Raw genomic sequence first — 21,500 nt, 5'->3', positions numbered from 1 at the left:
GACAATATCTACAAAGCCACATCCTACTCGGAGTAGGCCACAATCAACCATAGCGACGTTCCGTAGTAACGTGAACTGCGGAAATATCGTCAATTACTGTGTCAGCGCCGCGAGGAATTCCTCGGCATCCAATGCCGCACGGCAGCCAGAGCCCGCTGCGGTGATGGCCTGCTGGTAGTGGGAATCCACCAAGTCTCCAGCGGCAAAAACGCCGTCGATGGACGTATGTGTTCCCGGCTCGGCAACCTTGACGTAACCGTTATCCTGCAATTCCACCTGACCTGCGAATACTTCGGTGCGAGGATCGTGACCAATGGCTACGAACATGGCGTCCATCGACAGCTCGCTGGTCTCGCCGGTCACGGTGTCCTTCAGGGTCAACGAGGTCACAGCGCTCTCGCCGTTGACAGCGACCACCTGGGCATTGGTGATGAACTTGATCTTTGGGTTGTTGCGCGCGCGGTCCAGCATGATCTGGGAGGCACGGAACTCATCGCGACGGTGAATGATGGTGACGCTATCGCCGAACTTGGTGAGGAAGTCTGCCTCCTCCATGGCGGAATCTCCACCACCGATTACTGCGATCTGCTTTTCCTTGAAGAAGAAGCCGTCACAGGTGGCACATGCCGATACGCCACGTCCCAGCATCTCTTGCTCGCCGGGCACGCCCAGGTAGCGAGGCGCAGCGCCCGTAGCCAAAACGATGGTCTTCGCGCGGAATTCCTCGCCGTAGACCCATACCTTCTTCACTGGGCCGTCCAGCTCCACGCGCTCCACGTCTTCACCGCGCAGATCTGCACCAAAGCGCTCAGCCTGGGCGCGCATTTCTTCCATCAGTGCGGGGCCCATGATGCCGTTTTGGAAACCGGGGAAATTCTCCACCTCGGTGGTCTGCATGAGCAGCCCGCCGTATTCGATTCCCTCAAACACCAAAGGCTTCAGGTCCGCGCGAGCTGCGTAGACCGCTGCGGTGTAACCAGCAGGGCCGGAACCGATAATGATCACATCATGGACGTGCTGATCGCCCTGAACGTCACCTTGGTTGCCCACGGAGCTCTCCGGTACTGCGGAGGAATCCTTCGCCGTAGAGTTGCCGAGTAGTCCTGGGGCCTGCAGGAAAGGCTGAGTCATGGTGAATCGAGTTCCTTATAGAGGTAGAGACGTGCTGAAAGTTTCATCCCATTCTAACCGCCAGCCCCCGCAGCATATTCCTCGCCGTTGTGCCCCCACGTTCGCTCCCCTACGCCGCCACCACCATCGGAGCCAAGTCCCCACCGTCGGCAGTAATGATCTCCCGTAGCGTCCTGCGCGCTCGCGACTTCCGAGATTTCACCGTCCCCACCGGTATGCCCAACCTCTCCCCCACTTCCACTTCGCTGAGTCCGTACAGCGTGGTCAGTACCAGGACCTCTTTGAGTTCCAACGCCATGGCGTTCACATATCGGTGCAGATCCAACCGCATCACGGTGGAATCTTCCCGCGGGACCGCTGCGGCGACACTCTTTATCCGCTCCTCAAACTCAATCAGCCCAGGCTCCACACGCCGCGATTTCGCGCGGATGTGAGTCAGCGCGGTGTTGCGCACCAAAGCGAAGATCCACGTCCCGACCTTGGCGGATCCATCCCAGCGATGTGCGTGGCGATGCACCTTCAGCAGTGCATCTTGCAGGATGTCGCAGCCTTCGTCTTCGTTGGTGATGCCCACTTGGCGGATTGCTCTCCACATCAGCTTGTGATGCCTGCGTGCCAGCTCATTGAATGCGCCGCGGTTGCCCGCGATGTGTCCGTGCAATAGTTCAGCGTCTGTGGTGGCGCGGTAATCGTAGGCGAGACGGATGGTCATGTGCTCTTCCCCCAAGAGTTTTTCAGTGCCGCCCGTTCGCAGTGCTTGCGCATCCCCCGATGCGGTGACAAGCCATGCTGTTCGTTGACGAGCGTGCGTACAGCTACACCATAACAACGAGGTGGCAGGGCGCGCCGTGTAAAAGCGCGTCCTGCCACCTCAAGTGTGGATAACTGTGCCGGCTGTGGATAACCAGCGGCTAGTTAACTATTGCTCCCTGCCGGACGTGGTGGGAGCCGGTGTTGAAGCGGAGGTGCCGCCGGCCGGTTGATCCTTCCACGTGCCCATGACGCTGACCTCGCTAATCGTCGCAGCTTGCGGAAGTGGCAGCTCGGTGATCCACACCAGCAGGTAGTTGCCTACTGGACGATCCGCATTGTGGGACGCGGTCTCCGTGGGCTGGGCCGCGCTCGATGCCTCGGCGCCTGCGTCGGCATTGCTGCCCTGGCTCGTCAGATCCACGGTTTTCGTGGCTCCATCTGAGCGGACGGTGTCCAGCAACTCGGTATCGCCCAGCGTCGTGGGTTTACCGTCGGCGGAGCGTAGCTCAATGGTGGTGCCGGGCCGCAAGCCTTCGAGCGATACGGAGGAGACCATGGTCTGCTCTGGAAGGTCGATGAGCAGGCCGATTCCCTCCTTCGTTGCTGTGGGGCTCGTGCCCAGCTGGTTGAGGTAGGTATCGGACTCCCACGCGGTGGATGCGTTGTGGTCCACGGTGAGCTCGGCCAGCTCCGGCGAATCCTCAGTACCGCGTCCGTCCTGCGGCATCCACTCCTCCGCCACGGATAGCGAGATCACGGCTGGGTCATGGTTCGCCACAGCATTGGCCCCGTCCTGCAAGGAGTTGCGCGAGACTGGGGAATCCTGGCGGTTGCCGCCCAGCACGCTGACGGCCGTGATCACGATGGCAGTGATGATGGCCACGGAGATCAGTGCGATGGCACCGGCCTTGACCAGCGTGCGAGCCCGCACCTTCTCCACGCCGAATCCAGCGCGGGAGGAAGGGTCCGGCGTGGTGTCCTCGTGGATCGCCAGCTCGCCCGTTGTGAGTCGACGCAAGGTTCGCGCGGCTTCCCGAAGATTCAATTCTTCGCTCTTGTTCCGAGTCAGCTCCCGCAAGCGGAAATACTCGTGGGCAAGCTCGTCTGGGATTTCTTCATCCGGGACATTGCGCAAAAGCAGTCCCAGGGCGGTAGCTACGCCGTGAGCGTCTTGGCGCACGCTGTTTTCCGGCAGCGCGCCAGGGAAAGCCAGAACAGCGGAACCGTGCGTGTTGATGCGCACGCGGTCGCGGTGGTCCAAGCCCATGGGCGAGCCCACGTCCGCCGCATCTGCAGCCGCATCAGCCAAGTCCGCCACCGCATAGCCCGCAGCCAGCGGATCCGGTCCGGACTCAGCCACGGCGTCCAGTGGACTGCCGTGAATCCACTCGGAAATGACCAGCACCAAGGATCCACCATCAACCACAGAGTGAATCTTGGCCATGCCCGGCGTATCCAGCGACGCCAACAGTTTGGCCCGGCGCAGGATCTGCGCCTTGGCCTGTGCACGGGAGGCATTGCTGCGGGTGCGGGAAGCGGTTTCGTCGCGGCCCTTGTGCCCACCCAGCACGGCGGGATCCATGATGGTCAGCGCCCGCACCTCGCCTGTAGACAGGTCTCGGGCCTGCCACAGACGGGCCGCCGCTGAGCCACCGTGATCGGCGAGGAGGCGGTACTGACCGCCGAGGATCGGGGCACCCGGAACCAGACGGGGTCCGCGGACTCGTCCGGCGGACAGCGGCGGAAGGATTGGGGACATCGTGTTGGTGGCGGAAGCCACCACAGCTGCCTCGGATGCCTGCGATGGTTGCTGGGCAAGAGGCTGATCGGGGGCGGGTTGGCGTCGGGAAACAAAACGGGAAACACCCGGCAACCGGGAGAGCGCGGCACCCACCGTGGTGACCTCCGGCAGGCGCGAACGGGACAGCACGATGCCAGTGACGGCGAGGAAGACGATGCCCGTGATGCCCATGCGGATGAGGAACCAGGGGTGGCCGATGCCGTCGCCGGGATAAACAAAGCGCGTCAGCAGGGCATCCAACCGCCAGGAAACCAACGCGCCCAGCAACGAAGCGCCCAAGGCCCAACCGCCCGCGTGCGAGACGTCCCGGAAGCGAAGGCTGCCCAGTGAACGATTCAGCAGGCGGTGGCCGATGATCGCGCCGGCCAAAAAGCCCATGCCGTTCGCGGCACCCAGCAGCACCACCACCAAGCGTGGCTCGGTGGCAATCAGAGGTGCACTGAAAGCCAGGGCCAGCTTGGTGATAGTGATGCCGGCGATGATGAACGTGGGAGTCCAGACTTCCTCGCGGGCGTAGAAAACGCGCAGGTGCAGCAGAACCAACGCATAAGGAATCAAGGTGAAGGCGGAGAAACTGATGGTCCAGCCCAGCACGTTCGCGGTCTGCAGATCGAAGCTTCCGTAGGCGAACAAGGAGGAAGAAATCAGCGTGCCGAAGCAGGTGAAGAACACGATCACCGGGATCAACGCCATCATGGTCAACTTAGAGGCCATCGTGAGATCGCGGACCACGGCCTTGTCATCGCCATCCGCAGCATTGCGGGATAGCCGAGGCATGACGGCAGTCAGCAGCGTCACGCCAATCACGCCATATGGAACTTGCAATAGCTGCCAGGCTTGCTGGTAGATGAAAGCTGCCGAATCGCTGGAATTGGCTGCGATTCTGTTATTCAGAGCGAAACCAACCTGGGAAATGGCAACGTAGACAACGATTGCAACTGCCATTCCACCGAAGGACTTCAGGCGTTCATCGATGCCCCACAGAGGGCGAATATCGATTCCGGCTTTACGCAGATAAGGCACCATGATGAGCGCCTGCACCACCACACCCAGAGTCGTTCCCAATCCCAACAACAGGATGTGTGGATCGGTAATAGTGACATTCTCGAACGGTTGCAGCTTTGAGCTCTCGGGAAGCAACAGGTAAAAACCCAAGACGGCGAGTGTGACCACGTTGTTAGCAACGGGTGCCCACGCGCCGGGTTTGAAGATCTCCTTGGTGTTCAAGATGGCCATGAACACCGCAAACATGGCGTAGAAAAAGATCTGTGGCAGGACTAGATAGCCAAACGCGGTGGCCATATTTACATCGACTTTGCCCTCCGTGTCCAGCATCACGCGCGTGAGAATCGGGGTCAGCAGGAGGGACAGCAGCGTGATCACCACGGTCAGCGTGAAGGTGAGGGTGAGTAGGCGTCGGATAAAGGCCTCACCCTTATCCGGGTCCTCCTTCTCCGCACGCACCAACACCGGCACCACCAGGGCGGTCAGCACGGCACCCAGCACCAGCTCGGTGATCAGGTTGGGCAGCGTGTTTGCGGTGTTAAACGCAGAAGCGACCGCGGGGCCCAGCGCCGAGCCGATCAGGACCGTGCGCAAAAAGCCCGTGATGCGGGAGATCATGGTGGCGATGGCCATGGAGCCGCCCGCGCGCACCACCTGGGTGTCGCTGGTCGTTTCCTCCCGGCCGTCGCCGTCGACTTCTTGTTCCGACGCCACCTCTGCGAATTCAGCGTTGATTTGCTGCCGCTCGCTGGGGGACTCAGACAGAGTGGAGTGATCCACTGTCTCGGTGGCAGTCGCAGCTGCTGCGGGCGCGGCAGGCGTGCTCTGCTTGCGCTCGGGAGCTAGCGCCGGAGGGCGCGAACGGCGGAAGCGGCCACGCTGTCCTGTGGTCTCGCGTGGACTCTCCGTGAGGTCCGGCTCCGAGCGCTCGGAGTGCTCCGTGCGTGAATCGTCAGAAAAAGAGTGAGGGGTAGTCACTCCACCATCTTGGTTCACCAGCCGCGCGGATACCTAACCTGTGCGGGGCGTGTCTGCTATTTGTTGTCCAGATCCAAGCGCTGTGGGTGGCTGCGGCCGCGGCGATTCTTGGACGTTGTGGCCGAGCCGGAGCGACGATTCCACAACACCCTTCCTGCCACGCCCACTCCCATGAGCAGCATAAGCACGCCGATGATCAACCCGGGAGAGACTCCGGGGACGGACTGCATGCGCAGCTGGACGGGCTCCGTGATGCGATCGCCACCTTGGGAGTTAAGCCACATTGTGAGGTTTGCGTCACTCTCTTCTGCGTTAGCGCTCTCCGAGGACGTATTGAGCGACAACGTGATGGAACCCTTGGCGGGGATGGACTGGTTATCGTCCGGCAATTCCAGTGTCAGCGGCTTATCGTCTTCCACTTCATAGTCCAAGGTGATGGGTACTGGGAGGGGAAGCCCGTTGCGTGCCAGCACCAGCAGCGGCGAGGAATCCGAAGTACGCGTGAACACGTTGCCGGGTGGGACCAAAGACACGCTGCGCTGCAGGGCGGCAATCATGTCCTGCACCTGATCCAAGCGGCGCGCGAGGCCCGCCCGTACGTCCGCCCACGAGCTACGTTCGCGCATGCGATAACTGCTGGTGGCGCGGGTGAGATCGTCATACAACGGCCGAGTGAAGGCCTCGCGAGTCAGAGCGATGGTGGGATCATTGCTCATGGTTGTGGTCAGCTCGCCCAGCGTGTTGGCCTGATCGGCAATCCGTTGCACCGTTTCTGCCGAGACCTCGCCGGGGTCCGTATAGCTTTCCGTCAGATTGCCCGGCTGGGAGCGCTGTTGCATCACAGCGCTCAGTGGCGCTGGTTCTGCTCGGTTGTCTGCAAAGCTGGAGGTCACCGCATCCAAGAATGCGTTGGCTCCAGTCTGATCGACGGACCATAGCGCAGGTGGGATGGCAACCACGGCATCGCCGGCGCGTACCTCCTCGTCAAAAATCGCGGTGGCATCAGCCATGCGCGCCGCGGGACTGTCTTCTTCCACGTTGTAGCGCTTAGCGGGATCCGAATACGCCGCAATCTCTGGGTGCGAACCGGTGGCGCGCAGAGCCGAGCCCAAATCTGCGGAGTAGCCCACCGCATTCAGCGTCACTTGCCCGCGCGTCGACTGCGGTACTGCGCCGGTAATATTTGCTACGGGAACTGGGGTGATGCCGGTGTTCGCGGAATTGTCCGCTTCTGGGTTGTTTGCGGAGACGTTGAGGGTGTTATCCGCGACGATGGCCGTGACGGTGTCATCGTCGCCTTCTGCTCCAGGGCGCGTGGCAGCGGGAGCGCCGTCCGCCAAGTTATGGAGCCGAACCCGGCGCTCAAACTCATCGGAAAGATCCAACTCCTCCCCCAGCGTGTCCGCATGGCGCAACAGAGGGGCTGCGGCGGAAGTGAGGTAACCGGCGTCGGGAATCACCACATTCTGCGTGGGCCACACACCCAAAATGCGGTGAACAATCTGCGGACCTTGGGCCACGGCGTGAACGCCGAGCCAATCCTGCTGCGTGGCCGCAATCGTGTCCAGATCCGCACCTGCATACGGCAGAGCGACGCTGCAACCCTGGTTGACCGTGTCCTTGAGATCCGCGATCCACTGACGAGCGTCTGCGGCACCCCGGCCCTCTTGATACTTGGGCTCGTCGCCGCCGAAGATATCGCCCCAAGAATCACGCAGCTGCTTGGGCACGTCCACTGGGCTCGGGCGTTCGGTACCCACGCGATAGCCACGCGTCATGCGGTCCACCGTGTCGATCAGCTCTGGATCGATGGCCAGGCAGCTGGCCTGCTTGAGCTTGGTGCCCTCCGGGCCCTCCAGTGCCTCGCGGTAAGTGTCTAGTAAGGTGCGCAGACGGCCGTTGTCAGCGAGTTCGTCGGCCAGATGCTCGTCTGTGAGGTAAAGGGGGCCGCGCTGTGGTGCCTCGCCCGTGGCTCCTCCAAGAACGTGTGTTTCCGCAGCCAATGGCCACACGAAGGTCACCGGTGTGGGGCTGGTGGGAGCGTCATCCGAAGGGTTTGCGGCAGGGGCGGCTGGATCGACCGGGGTGCGTGGCTCGGTCATGCTGACGGTGGTGCGGGCCACGCCCACCAACTGCTGCGTGGGTTCCTGCTGGCCCTGCGACTGATCTGAGGACTGCGCATCGGCGGTGACGCTGAACATCACCGGGTGACTGCCTTCAGTAAAGAGGCCGGGCGTGACCAGCGTGCTTGTAGATTCCGGGTCTGTGGAATCGTTTGGGGTCAGGTGCAGAGAGAAAGTCTGGCTTTCCCCTGGCGCAACGGAAATTGGTAGCCGGAGCAACTCCGAGGACTGCTGATATTCGCCGAAGTTGGCCAACTGGGCGGAACGAACCGCCGAGGCACTGCCTGCCACCGGTTGCGAAAGCACACGCAGGGCGATGTTGCTGACGGGAGCGGCAGTGTCATTGCGTAAGGACAGCTGCGCATCGATGGAGCGGTCCTGCACATCGAGCGAGGCGAGCCCCACGCGCACGCCCAGGTGAGGATCCGTGCTGCGTGCCTGCGGATTGCTCCACACCCCAGCCTCTTGGTCATTGGCTGGGTCGTGAGATTGGCGCGGATTCTGCTGGGCCTGGGCCGTGGCCATGGGGTGAAGTACGTGATCTACCGCGTTGTTTATCGCGCCGGGTAGAGCGTTTGCGCAGGTCATCATCGTCGCAGCGCACGTGGCAGCCACGGTCAGCGCAGGCCTGCGCAACCTCGTGCTCAGCCCAGAGGTGGGCTGAGGCTGTCGCAGGCGATTGGCTCGAATAGACATCAGCAACCTAACGCGGGGTGTACCGGCCAGCCTTGGCTTCTTCCCGAGCGTAATCGGGGAGCCGTTCAAATGCTTGGCGTGCCAGGCGACGCTCATCGGCGTACGCCAAGCGCTCTACCAGCTGGTTTACGGGCAGCCAAGACACTTCAGTGACTTCGGGGTCTTCGTCGTTGAGGGCACCATCAACGTAGCGCAGCAGGTGGTGGTGCACCGTTTTGTGGATGCGCACGCCTTCGGAGACGAACCAGTAGTCAATCGTTCCCAGATCCGCGATCACCTCGCCAGCGACACCCGTTTCTTCCCATACTTCGCGCTCCGCAGTGGCGTGCTGAGACTCGTCCGGCTCCACGTGCCCCTTGGGCATGGACCACAGCAGGCGCCCGCGACGGTCCAAGCGCCCGATGAGAGCGACGTAGATCTTGGAGAGGTCAACGTTATTATCGTTGCCTACTGCCTCTGCGAGCCCGGAAATGACCAAGCCACCTGCTGAGGTTTCCACGGAAACGGGCAGCTCGGAGTGGGCATCGTTGTAGTGCGACGACGGACGCGCCGGGCTGCGACGGTATTGATTGGAGCTGGTACGCCGATTATTCCGGTTGTTCTCGGAGCGATTACCTCCGGAGCTATTCGCGTTGCCTGAACGGCGTGATTTGCCGCCCCGGTTGTTGCGGTTGCCGGACTTGCCGCCGTTGTTGGCGTTTCCGCCGGGACGGTTGCCGGGCTTATTTCCGCTCTTGCCCGCAGAATTGTTCTTGGCCTGCGGGTTCTTGCCTTGGTTTCCGCCGGACTGTTGCTGGTTGCCCTGCTTATTCGCGTTATTGCGGTTGGAACGGCGCCGCCGACGACGACGTGGCGCGCCACCGGTGGTCTCGTTCTCACTCATTCCGATAAGACTAGCCGCCCACCTAAATAATGTGGAACTTTGGCACGAGCGTGCACAAATGTGTTCGCTGTGGGATGGGGGCAGATGTCATATACAGGGCAGCACTGAACGAGCAGCGGAGCCCTCTAGTTTTCCCAACCAAGTGATATGAGTCACTACTTTGCGGTAAGGATGGAAGCATCCTTTGCTGACCATCAGCGCCAGCTACCGCAAAGTTAGGAGCCGAACATGCTCGCCGGACTCAACGCACCTCTGTCCCCTCTTCGCTTCCTCGAGCGCAGCGCCACCGCCTACCCAGATCGCACTGCCTGCCAAGACGGCCCGCGCAGTTTCACGTTCGCACAGATGAAAGCGGACGCAGAAGCCATGGCACGGGGTCTACTGCAACGCGGCCTACGCCCTGGCGAGCGCGTGGGCATGCTGGCCGCCAATAGCTACGAGGCGCTACTCGCCCAGTTCGCGGTCCCCCTCGCCGGCGGAGTACTCGTCCCCATCAACACCCGCCTGGCTCCCGCCGAAGTCCGCTACATCTGCGATCACGCCAGCATCAACATCCTGTTCGGTGAGCAGGTACTGATCGATCCGTGCCGTCGCACTCTCGGAAGCGCGGGTCTGGTGGAGACGTTCGTTCTTATTCCCGACGCCAACGGCTCCCAACCCCAGCCTCATCATCCAGATTCTGGGGTGGTTATCACGTTCGAAGAGTTCGTTGCTGGCGTCGAAAATAAGGAACAAGAACAAGCAAGCACCCGGGGGCTGACCTACGGCGTGGACGACGAGGACGCGGCCATCGCGATTAACTACACCTCCGGCACCACCGGGCGGCCGAAGGGCGTGGTCTACACCCACCGCGGGGCATATCTAGCGGCGCTGGGCATGGTGATGACGCACCAGTACACGCGCGATTCTGTCTATTTGTGGACGCTGCCGATGTTCCACTGCTCCGGCTGGTGCACGGGATGGGCGGCGATGGCGGCCTCGTCCACGCAGATCGCGCTGCGTGCGGTGCGAGGTCCGGAAATGTGGCGGCTGATCGACGAAGAGGGCGTGAGCAATCTGTGTGGTGCGCCTGCGGTGCTGACCACGCTGGTCAACGCGGAGGAGGCACACGAAGTGACAAATCTGATGATCGCCACGGCCGGAGCGCCGCCGAGCCCCACAGTCATCGGCGCGTGCGAGGACCTGGGCATTGACATCATCCACGTCTACGGGCTGACGGAAACCTACGGACCTACGGTGGCCTGCGCGCCGCAACCCGCGTGGAAGGAGCTGTCCACCGCGGAGCGTGCCAAGCTGAAGTCCCGCCAGGGAATTGCCATGGTGACCAGCGAAGAAGTGCGCGTGGTAGAGCAGATCCCGAAGCACTCCCCGGCTGACGTTCAGCTGGTGGATGTACCTGCGGACGGCGCGACGATGGGCGAGGTGGTGATGCGCGGCAACGTGGTGATGCGGGAATACTTCCACAATCCCGATGCCACCGCGGAGGCGTTCGCTGGCGGTTGGTTCCACTCGGGAGACCTTGCTGTGAAACACCCGGACGGGTACATCCAGATTCTGGACCGAGACAAAGATGTGGTGATCTCCGGCGGCGAGAACATCTCCACCATCGAGGTGGAACAGGCGATCATCAGCCACCCGGCGATCGCGGACGTGGCTGTCATTGGAATTCCAGATGACAAATGGGGTGAAGCGCTACGGGCATTTGTGGTGCTCGCGCCGGGCAACCAGGCGGATGAAAACATGGAGGCCTCAGTGATCGATCACTGCCGCGGACTGGTGGCCGGGTTCAAGGTGCCACGCGATTACCGCATCATCGACGAGCTTCCGCGCACCTCCACAGGCAAGGTGAAAAAGAACGAACTGCGTGAGTGGGAGGGCTGAAAACGCGCAAAAGTCGCAAGGTAGAATTACCGCTGTGACTGACCCAACCTCCTCCCCCGCCCCACGCCTGCCCGAACCTGCGTCTGATGTGGTGATCCCCGGTGGGTCGGAGGCTGCGGCAGATAGCGTTGCCCCAGCGCAGCTGATGGCCAACGCGTGGCAGGGTCTGCAGGAACTGGATGGCTGGCTGCGCCCGCTGGCAGAGGCGTTTGCTGCGGCTGGGCAACCGATTTTCCTTGTGGGCGGGTCCGTGCGCGATGCGTTGCTGGGCAGGCTGACGCACGATCTGGACTTCACCACTCCGGCACGTCCGCAGGAGATCATCGAGATTGTCACGCCGCTGGCCAGCACGGTGTGGGATACGGGCATCGAGTACGGAACCGTATCTGCGCTGGTCAAGGGCATGACCCTGGAAATCACCACCTTCCGCGCGGACCAGTACGACGGCCAGTCCCGCAACCCCGAGGTCACCTTCGGTGACACCTTGGACGGGGATCTGGTGCGTCGCGATTTCCGCGTGAATGCCATGGCTTTGGAGCTTGCTACCGAAGGCGAGCACACCTTCCTGGATCCGCTCGGCGGGCTGGACGATCTAGCCGCGGGCGTGCTGGACACCCCGGATTCGCCGCAGATCAGCTTCAACGATGACCCGCTGCGCATGCTGCGGGCCTGCCGCTTTGTTTCCCAGCTGGGCCTGCAGGTGGCACCGCGCGTGGAGTCCGCGATGCAGGATATGTCTACCCAGATCCAGCGCATCACCGTGGAACGCGTGGCCGTGGAGTTGAACAAGCTCATGCTCGGCGAACAGCCGTGGAGCGGCCTGGACCTGATGGTCACCACAGGTTTGGCGGAGCATGTGCTGCCCGAACTGCCCGCGCTGAAGTTGACCCAGGATGAGCACCGCCAGCACAAGGACGTGTACTGGCACTCGCTGAAGGTGCTGGGCAATGCGGTAGAGCTGGAGCGCGAACGCGGGATGGAACCCAACCTGGAGTTGCGGTGGGCCGCACTGATGCATGACATCGGCAAGCCGGAGACCAGGGACTTCAACGAAAACGGCAACGTCACCTTCTATCAGCACGAAGTAGTGGGCGCCCGCATGACGCGCCACCGCTTGCGCGCGTTGAAGTACAGCAAGCAGCACATCAAGGACATCTCTGAACTGGTGCGCCTGCACATGCGTTTCCACGGGTACGGCCAGGGCAAGGGCTCTGCAGAGGACGATGGCACGTGGACGGATTCCGCCGTGCGCCGCTATGTCACTGACGCCGGAGACCTGCTTCCCCTCCTTCACCTGCTGGTCCGGGCGGACTGCACCACCCGGAACAAGAACAAGGCTCGCCGCCTGCAGCGCACTTATGACGGGCTCGAGCAGCGCATCACGGAGCTGCAGGAGCAGGAAAATCTAGAAGCTGTTCGCCCGGATCTGGATGGCAACCAGATCATGGAGATCTTGCAGCTCAAGCCGGGCCGCGACGTGGGTCGCGCGTGGGCGTACCTTAAGGAGCTGCGCCTGGATCGGGGTCCCCTGGACCGCGAGGAGGCCATTACGGCGCTGAAGCAGTGGTGGGCCGAGCAGCAGGATCACGCAGAACAAGAACATGCACAGCACCAACAGCACAAGGAGAAGTGACCATGAGCCAAGCCTCTGACCTGCACGTCTCCCCCGGTGACATCCTTTTCATGTCCGCGCGCAGCGTGGCCAACCCTGGTTTCGATGGGCTGGGTTTTGAGGATGATGTTCTTGATCTCGACGCCATGCACACCTTCACCGATTGCTTCGGCACCGAGCCCGGACAACTGGCGGCACCGGGGTTCCCCACGGCAGATAGCCTGCTGGTGCTCTCTGTGGAGGACAATGACACGGTCATCGCTGTGCGCTTGGGCGTGATGTCTACCGACCCAGTGGCCAATCATTTGCCAGAGCTGGCCAAGGCGCTGAGCAAGCCGAAGGTGTTTTTCATCGGCGGGCACAACCAGCCCGTGGTGCTGGGAGTGGGCTACCTCGCCAGCTCCATGGATGCCGAACGCGCAGCGCATGACGAAGAAACCAGTGCGCCACTGTTCGGCAAGAACCACCAGTTCCTGCACATCCACACGGGAGATCCGGAGAACTCCGTGGAGCAGCAAGTGGAAGCCACCGGCAGCGAGCTAGCCGGTCTACGCCTATTCCACAGCTACGTCACCGCCCCGGTAGAGCACATCACGCAGTGGGTGAAGGCCGGCTTCATTGAAGCTGAGCAGGCTACCTACGAGGACGTCTTTGCCGAAAGGCCCAGCGAAACCTGGCGGCAGATCATGGCTCGGCGCCCCTTCCCAGAGAATCTCTTCTCCACCTGGGCGCAACATCCGGAGCGGAACTAAGTGGCGCGGGGAACAAACAACGATAAGGTTCGCGGCTGGGTGCCCCAACAGATCAAGACCGGTATCGGTGATGTGTGGGCCGTGGCGCTGGGCATGTTCCCGCTGGGCGTGGCCTTTGGGCTGCTGGTGACGCAATTGGGCTTCGCCTGGTTCTGGGCACCGGCGCTCTCGATTGCGATTTACGCCGGTTCGATGGAGTTTTTGGCTCTCTCGCTGATCACCGGCGGGGTGGGGCCGCTCAGTGCCGCGTTGTATGGGCTGCTGGTGAACTTCCGACACGTCTTTTACGCGCTGAACTACCCGCTGACCAAAATAAAAAGCCTGGTGGGTCGCATGTACGGCGTCTATGCGCTCACGGACGAGACCTATGCGGTGATTTCCGCCCGCCGCGATGTGGAATGGACCGGTCCACGGGTGATCACTGTGCAGGCGATGCTGCAATCCGGATGGGTCGGCGGAGGAATCATCGGCGGGCTGTTCGGCTCCATGCTGCCGATGGAGATCGAAGGTATGGAATTCGCGCTGACCGCGCTGTTTACCGTGTTGGCCATCGAGGCCTTCGCGGGATACAAGGACCTCTCGCTTCCCCTAACCGCAGTAGTGGCGGCCGGGATTGGCTTGCTTATCTCTCCGGAGAACATGCTGATGGTGGCGATGAGCGTGTACTTCGTCGTGCTGCTGGTGCGGTTCTTCGTGCCACCGGTGGATGCGGCGATGAAGCTATTGGTCGGCAGCGCTCGGGCGCGCGAACAGGGTGGTGAGCGAGCATGATCCTAGCGAGTGCGGGCTTGCCCGAAGGTGTGCAACTGCTGCCTACCGTGCTGATCCTGGCAGTGTTGTTTGCTGTGACGGTCGCCCTGCGCGCGCTGCCCTTCGCCGCGCTACGGTTCTTCCGTGAATCAGAGCTGGTGACCTGGCTGGGCCTGGTGATGCCCGCCGGTGTGATGGCCATTCTGATGGTCTACGCACTAACGGGCAGCGATGGCGAGACCGGCGGATACGCCGCCTTGGGGCTAGGGGTGGGATTTACCGTGGCGCTGCACTTGTGGAAGCGTTCGGCCAGCCTCTCGATCCTGCTGGGCACCCTGTTTTATGTGGTGCTGGTCAACTGGGTGTTCTAGTCACGCTAGACCCCAAGCTACATTTCCTGCGCACTACGATGAAGCACATGCCTACACCCGAATTCATCCTAGAACTCCGCAAGCACGTGGGAAATGCGCCGCTGTGGGTCCCCGGCGTCACGGCGATCGTGCTCAAAGAGGTGCCCGCGGACGCGCCCATCTGGCAGGTTCCGGAGGTGTTGCTGGTCAAGCGCGCGGACAACGGACAGTGGACTCCCGTGACGGGCATCGTGGATCCTGGCGAGGAGCCTCACGTGGCGGCGGTGCGCGAGGTCAAAGAGGAGACCGGCGTGGATGTCACGCCCGTGGCGCTGTTGGGCGTGGGGCAGGTGGGTCCCGTGGAGTACCCGAACGGTGACGTGACCAATTACGTGGACACGGCGATGCGTTGCAGTTTGGTGGACGGTGGGAATCAGGATCCTTTTGTTGCCGACGCCGAGTCCTCCCACGTCGGCTTCTTCCCCATTTCCCAGCTCCCCCCTATGCAGCCGCGGTTCCGGCTGATCATCGCCGATGCCGCAGCGCAGTTGAAGCATCCCGGCGGTTTCCGCCCGCGCATGGGCTATAGCAAGCGCAACTAGCTAACCGCCGAAGGGCTTCGCGAACTACCAGGTGTGCGCGGTCTCCGGGGACTGTTCATAGCGCTCGGCGTACGTGGAGGCGCGGATGGAACAGATGATCAGCTGCATCTGGTGGAAGATCATCAGCGGCAGGATCATCAGGCCCAGCCCGGTGGAGCCGAACATCACCGCGGCCATGGGCAGGCCCGCGGCCAGGGACTTTTTAGTGCCGGCGAACTGGATAGCTACTTGGTCTTCGTAGTTGAAGTTCAGCTTGCGGGTGATCAGGCTGGTGACCCACAGCATCAGGTAGACCAACACGACGGATCCCAAGATCAGCCCCACGATCGCCTGCCATGCCACGGAGCTCCAAATGCCCTGCACCATGCCCTCGGAGAAGCTGACGTAGACCACCAGGCCGATGGAGATCTGGTCCACTTTCTTGGTCATCTTGGAGGCGGCGAATCCCTTCACCCATGAGCGCAGGATCTGGCCGATGAAGAACGGCAGCAGCAGCTGCACGCCGATGTTGATGAACGTGCCGCCATCCACGTGGACCCCACCGGGCGCGGTCATCAGCAGCAGCACCAGCAGCGGGGTTATCACCACGCCGACCAGCGAGGATGCGCTTGCTGCCACGATGGAAGCCGCCACGTTTCCGCGGGCGATAGATGTAAAGGCCACGGAGGACTGCACCGTGGAGGGCACCAGAGTCATGAACAAAATGCCCATGTACATGTCCTCGCCGATCCATGGTGTGAGCGGTTTGAAAGCCAGCCCGACGACAGGGAAGAGCACAAACGTAAACAGCAAGATCAGTACGTGGAGCCGCCAATGTAACAGCCCGCGAAGCGCCTCCTGCGGTGCCAGACGAGCACCGTAGAGGAAGAACAGAAACGCGATAGCGATCTTGACAACCCAGTCAGCTACTTCGGCCGCTCCACCCCTGACCGGCAACACAATGCCGGCGATGACCCCGAGCAGGATCATCCAAATCAGGAAGTCTGGCCGATAGCTGAGTAGGCGTTTCATCCAGCTAACGCTAGACAGTTTCCAATGCGTTATCTAGTTCAGCAGTCGTAGTTTTAGGAATAAAAAGAGACGTGGCTGCGGATATTGCCAAAATGATGGCACCCACGATAAACGCTGTGGTGTAACCCGCCGCGCTGTCCGAGCCCGCGGGAGATCCGGCGACCATGAATACCGGAAGGATGGCGAAGGAGATGCCCGCGCCCAGGTTGAATGCGGCAGAGTTCATGCCGGGCAGGAAGCCCTCGTAGTCCTTCGGGGAATTCACCACGCCCAAGTTGTTCAGGACGATGTTCGCCACACCGGCGTAGGTGACACCGATCAGGACGATGGAAGCAATCAACACGACTGCGCTGTGAATGCCCACGAAGGCCAGCAGTACCAGCAGCAACGCGGTGGCAACGTTAGCCAGGCGAAGCATCCGTGCGTAGCCGATGAGCGGGGCAAAGCGTCCCGCCAGTGGGCCGACCGCCCAACCGATCAATGCGTAGGGAGTCAGCAGTGCCAAGGAGGCTGCATCGGCTTGCCAGCCGAAGCCTGCGTCGGGATTCTGGGCCAAAGAGGTAGCCACGCCATTGACCGCGGCGAACACTCCGGTCATGGTCAACACGGTGGTCAACAGTAAGCCCCAGGTTTGGCGGCGAGCCAGGTACTTGGGCGCCACCAGAGGCTGCTCGTGCTTCTTTTCGTACGTCCAGAACAGTGCGAAGACCAGCAGGCCTAGGATCACCAGGCCAGCGACCATCAGCCAGTTCGCAGTGCTGGCCTTGCCCGCCTCGTTGACGGCCAGGGTGATGGACAGGACGGAGACCACCAGGATCGCCGCGCCACCCCAGTCCATCTTCACGTTGTCAGAAGGCTTGGATTCCGGAGCCCACAGAGCCACCACGGCTACGGCAATGGCGCCGATGATCGCGATCAGCCAGAACACGGAACGGAAGCCCCAGTGTTCCGCCATCCAGCCGGAAATCAGCACGTCCAAGCCAGCCACGCCACCGTTGATGGCGGCGATCAAGCCCATCAGCGTGCCCAGGCGAATCTCGTCCTTGACCTGGCTGCGCAGGATGATCAGCGTCATCGGGATGGTGGGTCCGGCGATACCCTGCATCGCGCGGGCCAGCATCAACACCTCAATGTTGGGGGCTAGTGCGGCGATCACACCGCCGAGGGCCATGACGGCGAGCATGATGAGGAGGATCTTGCGCCGACCAACAATGTCGGACAAACGAGGCAGGAACAGGCCGCACATCGCGCCGCCCGTGAAGAAGGCCGTCTGGGTCAAGCCCACGGCGGCCTCATCGGTGTTGAGCTCGCGCGCCATGGTAGCCAGCACCGGCGAGAGCATGGAGGCGTTGAGTTGGAAGGCGATGGCCGCCGTGATCAGCACGGTCATCAGCAGGGCGAGGCCACCCTTGCGGGAATCCACGGGATCAGGAAGCGAAGTAGAGGCAGTGCCCGTGCCGGTGGAAGCGCCGGTGGCGCGTGAAGAAGGGTTGTTAGTCACAGTGTCATCCTGTTGAATCTGGCCGCGCTAACCGCGGAAATTGGTGGTGCCGATGCGGGTCAAGGCGCTGGTGAGCAGATCCCAGAAGCGATCCGCGTCCACGTCGATGCCCACGCAGTGCCGCACACCGTGGGCATCAGCTTCATAATCGTCTGCGATTCCCAGCGCGCTGGGATCTTCCGCCTGGTCGGGATTCCAGGTGCGGCGCAGGTCAACTACGGTTTGTCCGCGAGTGAACTCGCCCTTGGTCTCCACCTGGATGGGCGCGCGAACGGTGGTGAGGATCAGCGGATCAGCTACGGCCGCCACTGCCAGCGGATCATGCATGGGAGGTCCGGGGTAGCGGCGTTCCTTCATGTAGGAACCACCGAAGAACTCCACCAGCTCCGCGATGAACTGGGAGACGTCCGTATTCACCTTCTTGAGCTGCTCCATGCGATCGGGCGTGGCGAGCACCTTGTGGGTGACGTCCAGGCCGACCATGGTCACGGGCCACTGCGCCTCGAAGACGATCTGCGCGGCTTCTGGGTCCGCGAGGATGTTGAACTCTGCGGCGGGAGTCATGTTTCCGGTGTGGTGTCCACCGCCCATCAGTGTCACGCCTGCTACGCGTTCCACCAGTTCAGGGTAGGTCCGAGCGAAGAGCGCGACGTTGGTTAGCGATCCGGTGGGTACTAGGGTCACGGATTTGTCTGGTTGCTCGGCCACGATGTCCGCAATCAGCTGAATGGCGTGGCGAGAATCCAGTTCCACGCCGGGTGCTGGCAGTTGTGGGCCATCGAGACCGGAATCGCCGTGGATTTCCTCCGGGATGAGTTGTGGCCCTACTAGTGGTCGGCTGGCACCTGCCGCGAAGGGAACTCCGGTGATGGATCCCACTGTGGCGAGCGCACGGGCATTGGTTGTGACTTTTTCCAGCGTCTGGTTGCCGGCCACGGTGGTTACGCCGAGGAGCTCGATGTCTGGGTTTCCCCAGGCCAGGAGCATGGCGATGGCGTCATCGTGTCCGGGGTCGCAATCCAGGATGATCTTCGTCATGGGTGCGATCCTTTCTCATGTCTTTGTAAGTCTTGATCGTTTCAGAAGGTGAACTTTAAAGACAGAGTAGACCCAGAGCGGACACCGGGGACAGTGATCCGCGCTGTCGCGCGAGGATTGTTGTGCTGGTCGCCTGATGGGCGAGCGCTGTCGACGGATTAGTTGGCGCTAGAGAAGAAGTCCTTGGCCAGCGCCCGCACCTCTGCTTCGGTGGCATAGGAACCCGCCGCTCCAGCTTTGCGGGTGGCCAAAGAACCCGCCGCAGCTCCCAGTTGTACGGCCTCCACCATGTCCGCGCCTTGCGCCAATGCCGCGGCAAAGGTGCCACAGAAAGCATCTCCCGCGCCGGTGGTGTCCACCACGTCTGGCGACGGAGGAGACGGCACCAGGCGAACCTCGTCCTGCGTGATCACTGCCGCGCCCTTGGGTCCCAGGGTCATCACGGCCGATTTCGCCACGGAACGCAGCGCCTCTACCAGCTGCTCAAAGGGAGTATCGCGCGGGAGGCCAGTGACATCAGCCGCCTCGATCTCATTGACCATCAGCGGGTTTGCCGCCGCCAGCAGGTCTGCATCGCGCGTGGTGACGGGCGCCAAGTTGAGCACGAACCGCGCGCCGGGCAGCGCCTCCGCCAGACGTGGCAGCTCTGCCGAATGTTCTGGGGTTAGCTCGCCCTGTGCGAGCAGGACCTTGATTCTTTTTTCGACGCCACCCTCCCCCTTCAGCGTCTCTCGCAATGCCAACGGGCTGACGGTCTCGTTGGCCCCGGAGGTGACGATGATGATGTTCTCGCCAGACTGATCATTCATGATGAAAGCTTGGCCGGTGGGCAGATCAGTACGCGACACATGAGTGGTGTCCACCCCGTGTGCTTGCAGCTCATCCAGGGCAAGATCTGCCAGAGGGTCGGCGGCAGAGCTGCTGGTGCCATCTGCACCTGGCCCCACTGCAGAAAGCAGCAGAGTCTCTACGCCCAGGTGGGCAGATGCCGCTGCCTGGTTGGCACCTTTTCCGCCTAGACCTTGGACACCGCGGGTGCCGATCACGGTCTCGCCGGGCGCGGGGAACTCGGTGAGTCCCACGAAGGTATCAACGTTGATGGTGCCGCAAACGGCAACGATCGGTCCGTCGGTAGCGGAGGCCTCAGACTGCGCTGGGGTGGAAGAGCGGTTCATGGCGCCCAAGAATACCCAAACGGAAGGAAAAGCTATCGCTGGGACTGAGGTTCCCAAGTCAGGTTGGACGCACCTATGAAACAATTGAGGGCAAAACTTTTTCTGTATCAGATTGAAAAGCCGAACGCGCAGAAATGAGTTGATCACTAGTGAACACGGGTGTGCTGGTCGTGGCGACCATCTGGATCCTCTTGCTTCTCGCGTTCTTCGCTATTGCGTGGCTGACAACCTTTGCCTTGCGTACCCGAAATCGTCGGAGAATCTCTAAAAGGCGCTTAGCGGAAGAAAGTGTCTGGCAGGACGAAGCGGCCTGGCAGGACGAAGAAATGTTGCAGGAAGAGGCCGCTCAGCAGGGTAAGAACTACTGAGTGTCCTGTGAAGCCACTGCGCGCCGGGCGGCATCGAGGTCTAGCGCAGGAGCAGAATCGTATGCCGCTCCCCCACCTTTGCAGGAACCGTTGAGCGAGCAGGATCCGCAGGCTTGGCCAGACGCACACGCGTCTGCGCTCACTACCCCATCGGCTGCAGCCTGCCCTTCGGGTGAAACGTCCGCAGACCCACCACAACAGGTATCCGAAGCGCCGGCTGAGCTGGCGCTTGATCCAGAAGAACAGCAACCTGATTCAGCGTCGGCTTCCTTCTGCGCGCGGGCATCTACCTGCGCCATAGCGTGTGCTGCAAGCGCACCGCCCATTCCCAAGAGGAATAGGGAGGCCACCACCAGGCCGGCGACGACAAGCCATGTCCATCCCGCAGCGCTCCATGCCACGGCACCCGCAGCCAGCATTGCGAGGCCGGAACCTGTCCAGGCTGGACCAGCAATCTTGTGTCCCATGTTCCAGTAATCCTGAGACTTGCGCGCCTCCGGGATCCGCAGTCCTACCAGGGCATTTCCCGGAAGATTTTCCGTCAGACACAGCAATCCAATAAACAGGATGCCCAGACCAGCGATAGCCACGATGATGCTCAGGAAACTCATGCTTAACAGTCTAGAACTGCCTGCGGGGATCACCAAGTAAACGCAGGTAGCTACTACCGAACAAACACGTTCCGCCAGAGATGTTCACGATGCCGAACAGGCATGCGAAATCATGGTTAGCATCGACGATAAGCTATTTTCGTTATTCAATATTTCTATGCCTGTGAACATCACCCAAAACCAACTCGACACCTGGGTCTCCGAAGCAGAACAAGGCTACGATCTGGAGGCTCTGAAAAAGCGCGGACGCGGACGCCCCGGTCGTGGAACAGATCCTGCGCAAGTGGTCGCTGTGCGCCTCACCGCCGATGAACTCAGCGCCCTAGACCGCCTGGCTGCGGAAAAGCATCTCACCCGATCCGAACTTGTTCGCCAAGCCATCAGCGCACTCACGGCGGCATGAGAGCAGCGAAATCTGCCACTAAACACGGCGTCGCAGAAAGCGATGGCATCCACGCCGCCTCACATCCGCTGTGGAT

General features: G+C 61.7%; 18 protein-coding genes. 8 read left to right on the top strand and 10 right to left on the bottom strand.

The window, feature by feature from the left end; genetic code table 11:
- Positions 1-93: 93 nt before the first annotated feature.
- The 5 genes from trxB to CS919_RS05760 all read right to left on the bottom strand — a co-directional run bounded on the left by trxB (position 94) and on the right by CS919_RS05760 (position 9,370).
- The gene (gene trxB / locus CS919_RS05780; RefSeq protein ID WP_099298536.1) at positions 94-1,131 is read right to left on the bottom strand and encodes a thioredoxin-disulfide reductase; all 1,038 of its coding nucleotides are present in this window, start codon (positions 1,129-1,131) and stop codon (positions 94-96) included.
- A gap of 109 nt (positions 1,132-1,240) precedes the next feature.
- A complete protein-coding gene (locus CS919_RS05775; RefSeq protein WP_099298535.1) occupies positions 1,241-1,843 on the bottom strand; it encodes an RNA polymerase sigma factor in 603 nt (200 codons plus the stop codon).
- A 207-nt stretch (positions 1,844-2,050) separates the two neighbouring features.
- Positions 2,051-5,668 (bottom strand): murein biosynthesis integral membrane protein MurJ, encoded by a 3,618-nt coding sequence (locus tag CS919_RS05770; RefSeq protein ID WP_200818345.1) that lies wholly within the window; start codon positions 5,666-5,668, stop codon positions 2,051-2,053.
- Between the two features lie 56 nt (positions 5,669-5,724).
- The gene (locus CS919_RS05765; RefSeq protein WP_143341759.1) at positions 5,725-8,487 is read right to left on the bottom strand and encodes a hypothetical protein; all 2,763 of its coding nucleotides are present in this window, start codon (positions 8,485-8,487) and stop codon (positions 5,725-5,727) included.
- A gap of 7 nt (positions 8,488-8,494) precedes the next feature.
- The gene (locus CS919_RS05760) at positions 8,495-9,370 is read right to left on the bottom strand and encodes an NUDIX hydrolase (protein ID WP_099298533.1); all 876 of its coding nucleotides are present in this window, start codon (positions 9,368-9,370) and stop codon (positions 8,495-8,497) included.
- 228 nt (positions 9,371-9,598) lie between these two features.
- Between CS919_RS05760 and CS919_RS05755 the strand changes: the two genes are divergently transcribed.
- The 6 genes from CS919_RS05755 (at position 9,599) to CS919_RS05730 (ending at position 15,317) form a co-directional block, all read left to right on the top strand.
- Positions 9,599-11,251, top strand: a complete 1,653-nt coding sequence (locus CS919_RS05755) for an AMP-binding protein (protein WP_099298532.1) — start codon at positions 9,599-9,601, stop codon at positions 11,249-11,251.
- 145 nt (positions 11,252-11,396) lie between these two features.
- Positions 11,397-12,884 (top strand): CCA tRNA nucleotidyltransferase, encoded by a 1,488-nt coding sequence (locus CS919_RS05750; RefSeq protein WP_099298586.1) that lies wholly within the window; start codon positions 11,397-11,399, stop codon positions 12,882-12,884.
- 2 nt (positions 12,885-12,886) lie between these two features.
- The gene (locus CS919_RS05745; protein WP_099298531.1) at positions 12,887-13,615 is read left to right on the top strand and encodes a YqgE/AlgH family protein; all 729 of its coding nucleotides are present in this window, start codon (positions 12,887-12,889) and stop codon (positions 13,613-13,615) included.
- A 93-nt stretch (positions 13,616-13,708) separates the two neighbouring features.
- The gene (locus CS919_RS05740; RefSeq protein ID WP_099298585.1) at positions 13,709-14,386 is read left to right on the top strand and encodes an AzlC family ABC transporter permease; all 678 of its coding nucleotides are present in this window, start codon (positions 13,709-13,711) and stop codon (positions 14,384-14,386) included.
- Positions 14,383-14,736, top strand: a complete 354-nt coding sequence (locus CS919_RS05735; RefSeq protein ID WP_099298530.1) for a branched-chain amino acid transporter permease — start codon at positions 14,383-14,385, stop codon at positions 14,734-14,736. Before CS919_RS05740 ends, CS919_RS05735 begins: the two co-directional genes overlap by 4 nt.
- A 47-nt stretch (positions 14,737-14,783) precedes the next feature.
- On the top strand, positions 14,784-15,317 hold the full coding sequence (locus CS919_RS05730; protein WP_099298529.1) for an NUDIX hydrolase: 534 nt from the start codon (positions 14,784-14,786) through the stop codon (positions 15,315-15,317).
- Positions 15,318-15,341: 24 nt separating this feature from the next.
- Here the strand turns inward: CS919_RS05730 and CS919_RS05725 are convergent, their stop codons facing one another.
- The 4 genes from CS919_RS05725 to CS919_RS05710 all read right to left on the bottom strand — a co-directional run bounded on the left by CS919_RS05725 (position 15,342) and on the right by CS919_RS05710 (position 20,042).
- Positions 15,342-16,328, bottom strand: coding sequence for a bile acid:sodium symporter family protein (locus CS919_RS05725; protein ID WP_099298528.1), 987 nt, complete (start codon positions 16,326-16,328; stop codon positions 15,342-15,344).
- 10 nt (positions 16,329-16,338) lie between these two features.
- The gene (locus CS919_RS05720) at positions 16,339-17,718 is read right to left on the bottom strand and encodes an MFS transporter (protein ID WP_099298584.1); all 1,380 of its coding nucleotides are present in this window, start codon (positions 17,716-17,718) and stop codon (positions 16,339-16,341) included.
- 138 nt (positions 17,719-17,856) lie between these two features.
- A complete protein-coding gene (locus CS919_RS05715) occupies positions 17,857-18,867 on the bottom strand; it encodes a nucleoside hydrolase (RefSeq protein ID WP_099298527.1) in 1,011 nt (336 codons plus the stop codon).
- 158 nt (positions 18,868-19,025) lie between these two features.
- A complete protein-coding gene (locus CS919_RS05710) occupies positions 19,026-20,042 on the bottom strand; it encodes a ribokinase (protein WP_099298526.1) in 1,017 nt (338 codons plus the stop codon).
- 149 nt (positions 20,043-20,191) lie between these two features.
- Here CS919_RS05710 and CS919_RS05705 point away from each other — a divergent pair, with 149 nt between their 5' ends.
- Positions 20,192-20,410 carry a hypothetical protein gene (locus tag CS919_RS05705; RefSeq protein ID WP_099298525.1) on the top strand — a complete coding sequence of 73 codons (219 nt, stop codon included), beginning with the start codon at positions 20,192-20,194 and terminating at the stop codon, positions 20,408-20,410.
- Here CS919_RS05705 and CS919_RS05700 read toward each other — a convergent pair.
- The gene (locus tag CS919_RS05700; protein WP_099298524.1) at positions 20,404-21,021 is read right to left on the bottom strand and encodes an SdpI family protein; all 618 of its coding nucleotides are present in this window, start codon (positions 21,019-21,021) and stop codon (positions 20,404-20,406) included. The genes CS919_RS05705 and CS919_RS05700 overlap by 7 nt on opposite strands.
- A 157-nt stretch (positions 21,022-21,178) precedes the next feature.
- On the opposite strand from CS919_RS05700, the gene CS919_RS05695 reads away from it, so the two are divergent.
- Positions 21,179-21,424, top strand: coding sequence for a ribbon-helix-helix domain-containing protein (locus CS919_RS05695; protein WP_099298583.1), 246 nt, complete (start codon positions 21,179-21,181; stop codon positions 21,422-21,424).
- The last annotated feature ends 76 nt before the right edge of the window (positions 21,425-21,500 follow it).

The organism is Corynebacterium dentalis (assembly GCF_900232865.1).
GTDB classification, from domain to species: domain Bacteria; phylum Actinomycetota; class Actinomycetes; order Mycobacteriales; family Mycobacteriaceae; genus Corynebacterium; species Corynebacterium dentalis.
Note: the sequence above shows the minus strand (reverse complement) of the source record. Positions and strands in the feature narration are given on the sequence as shown.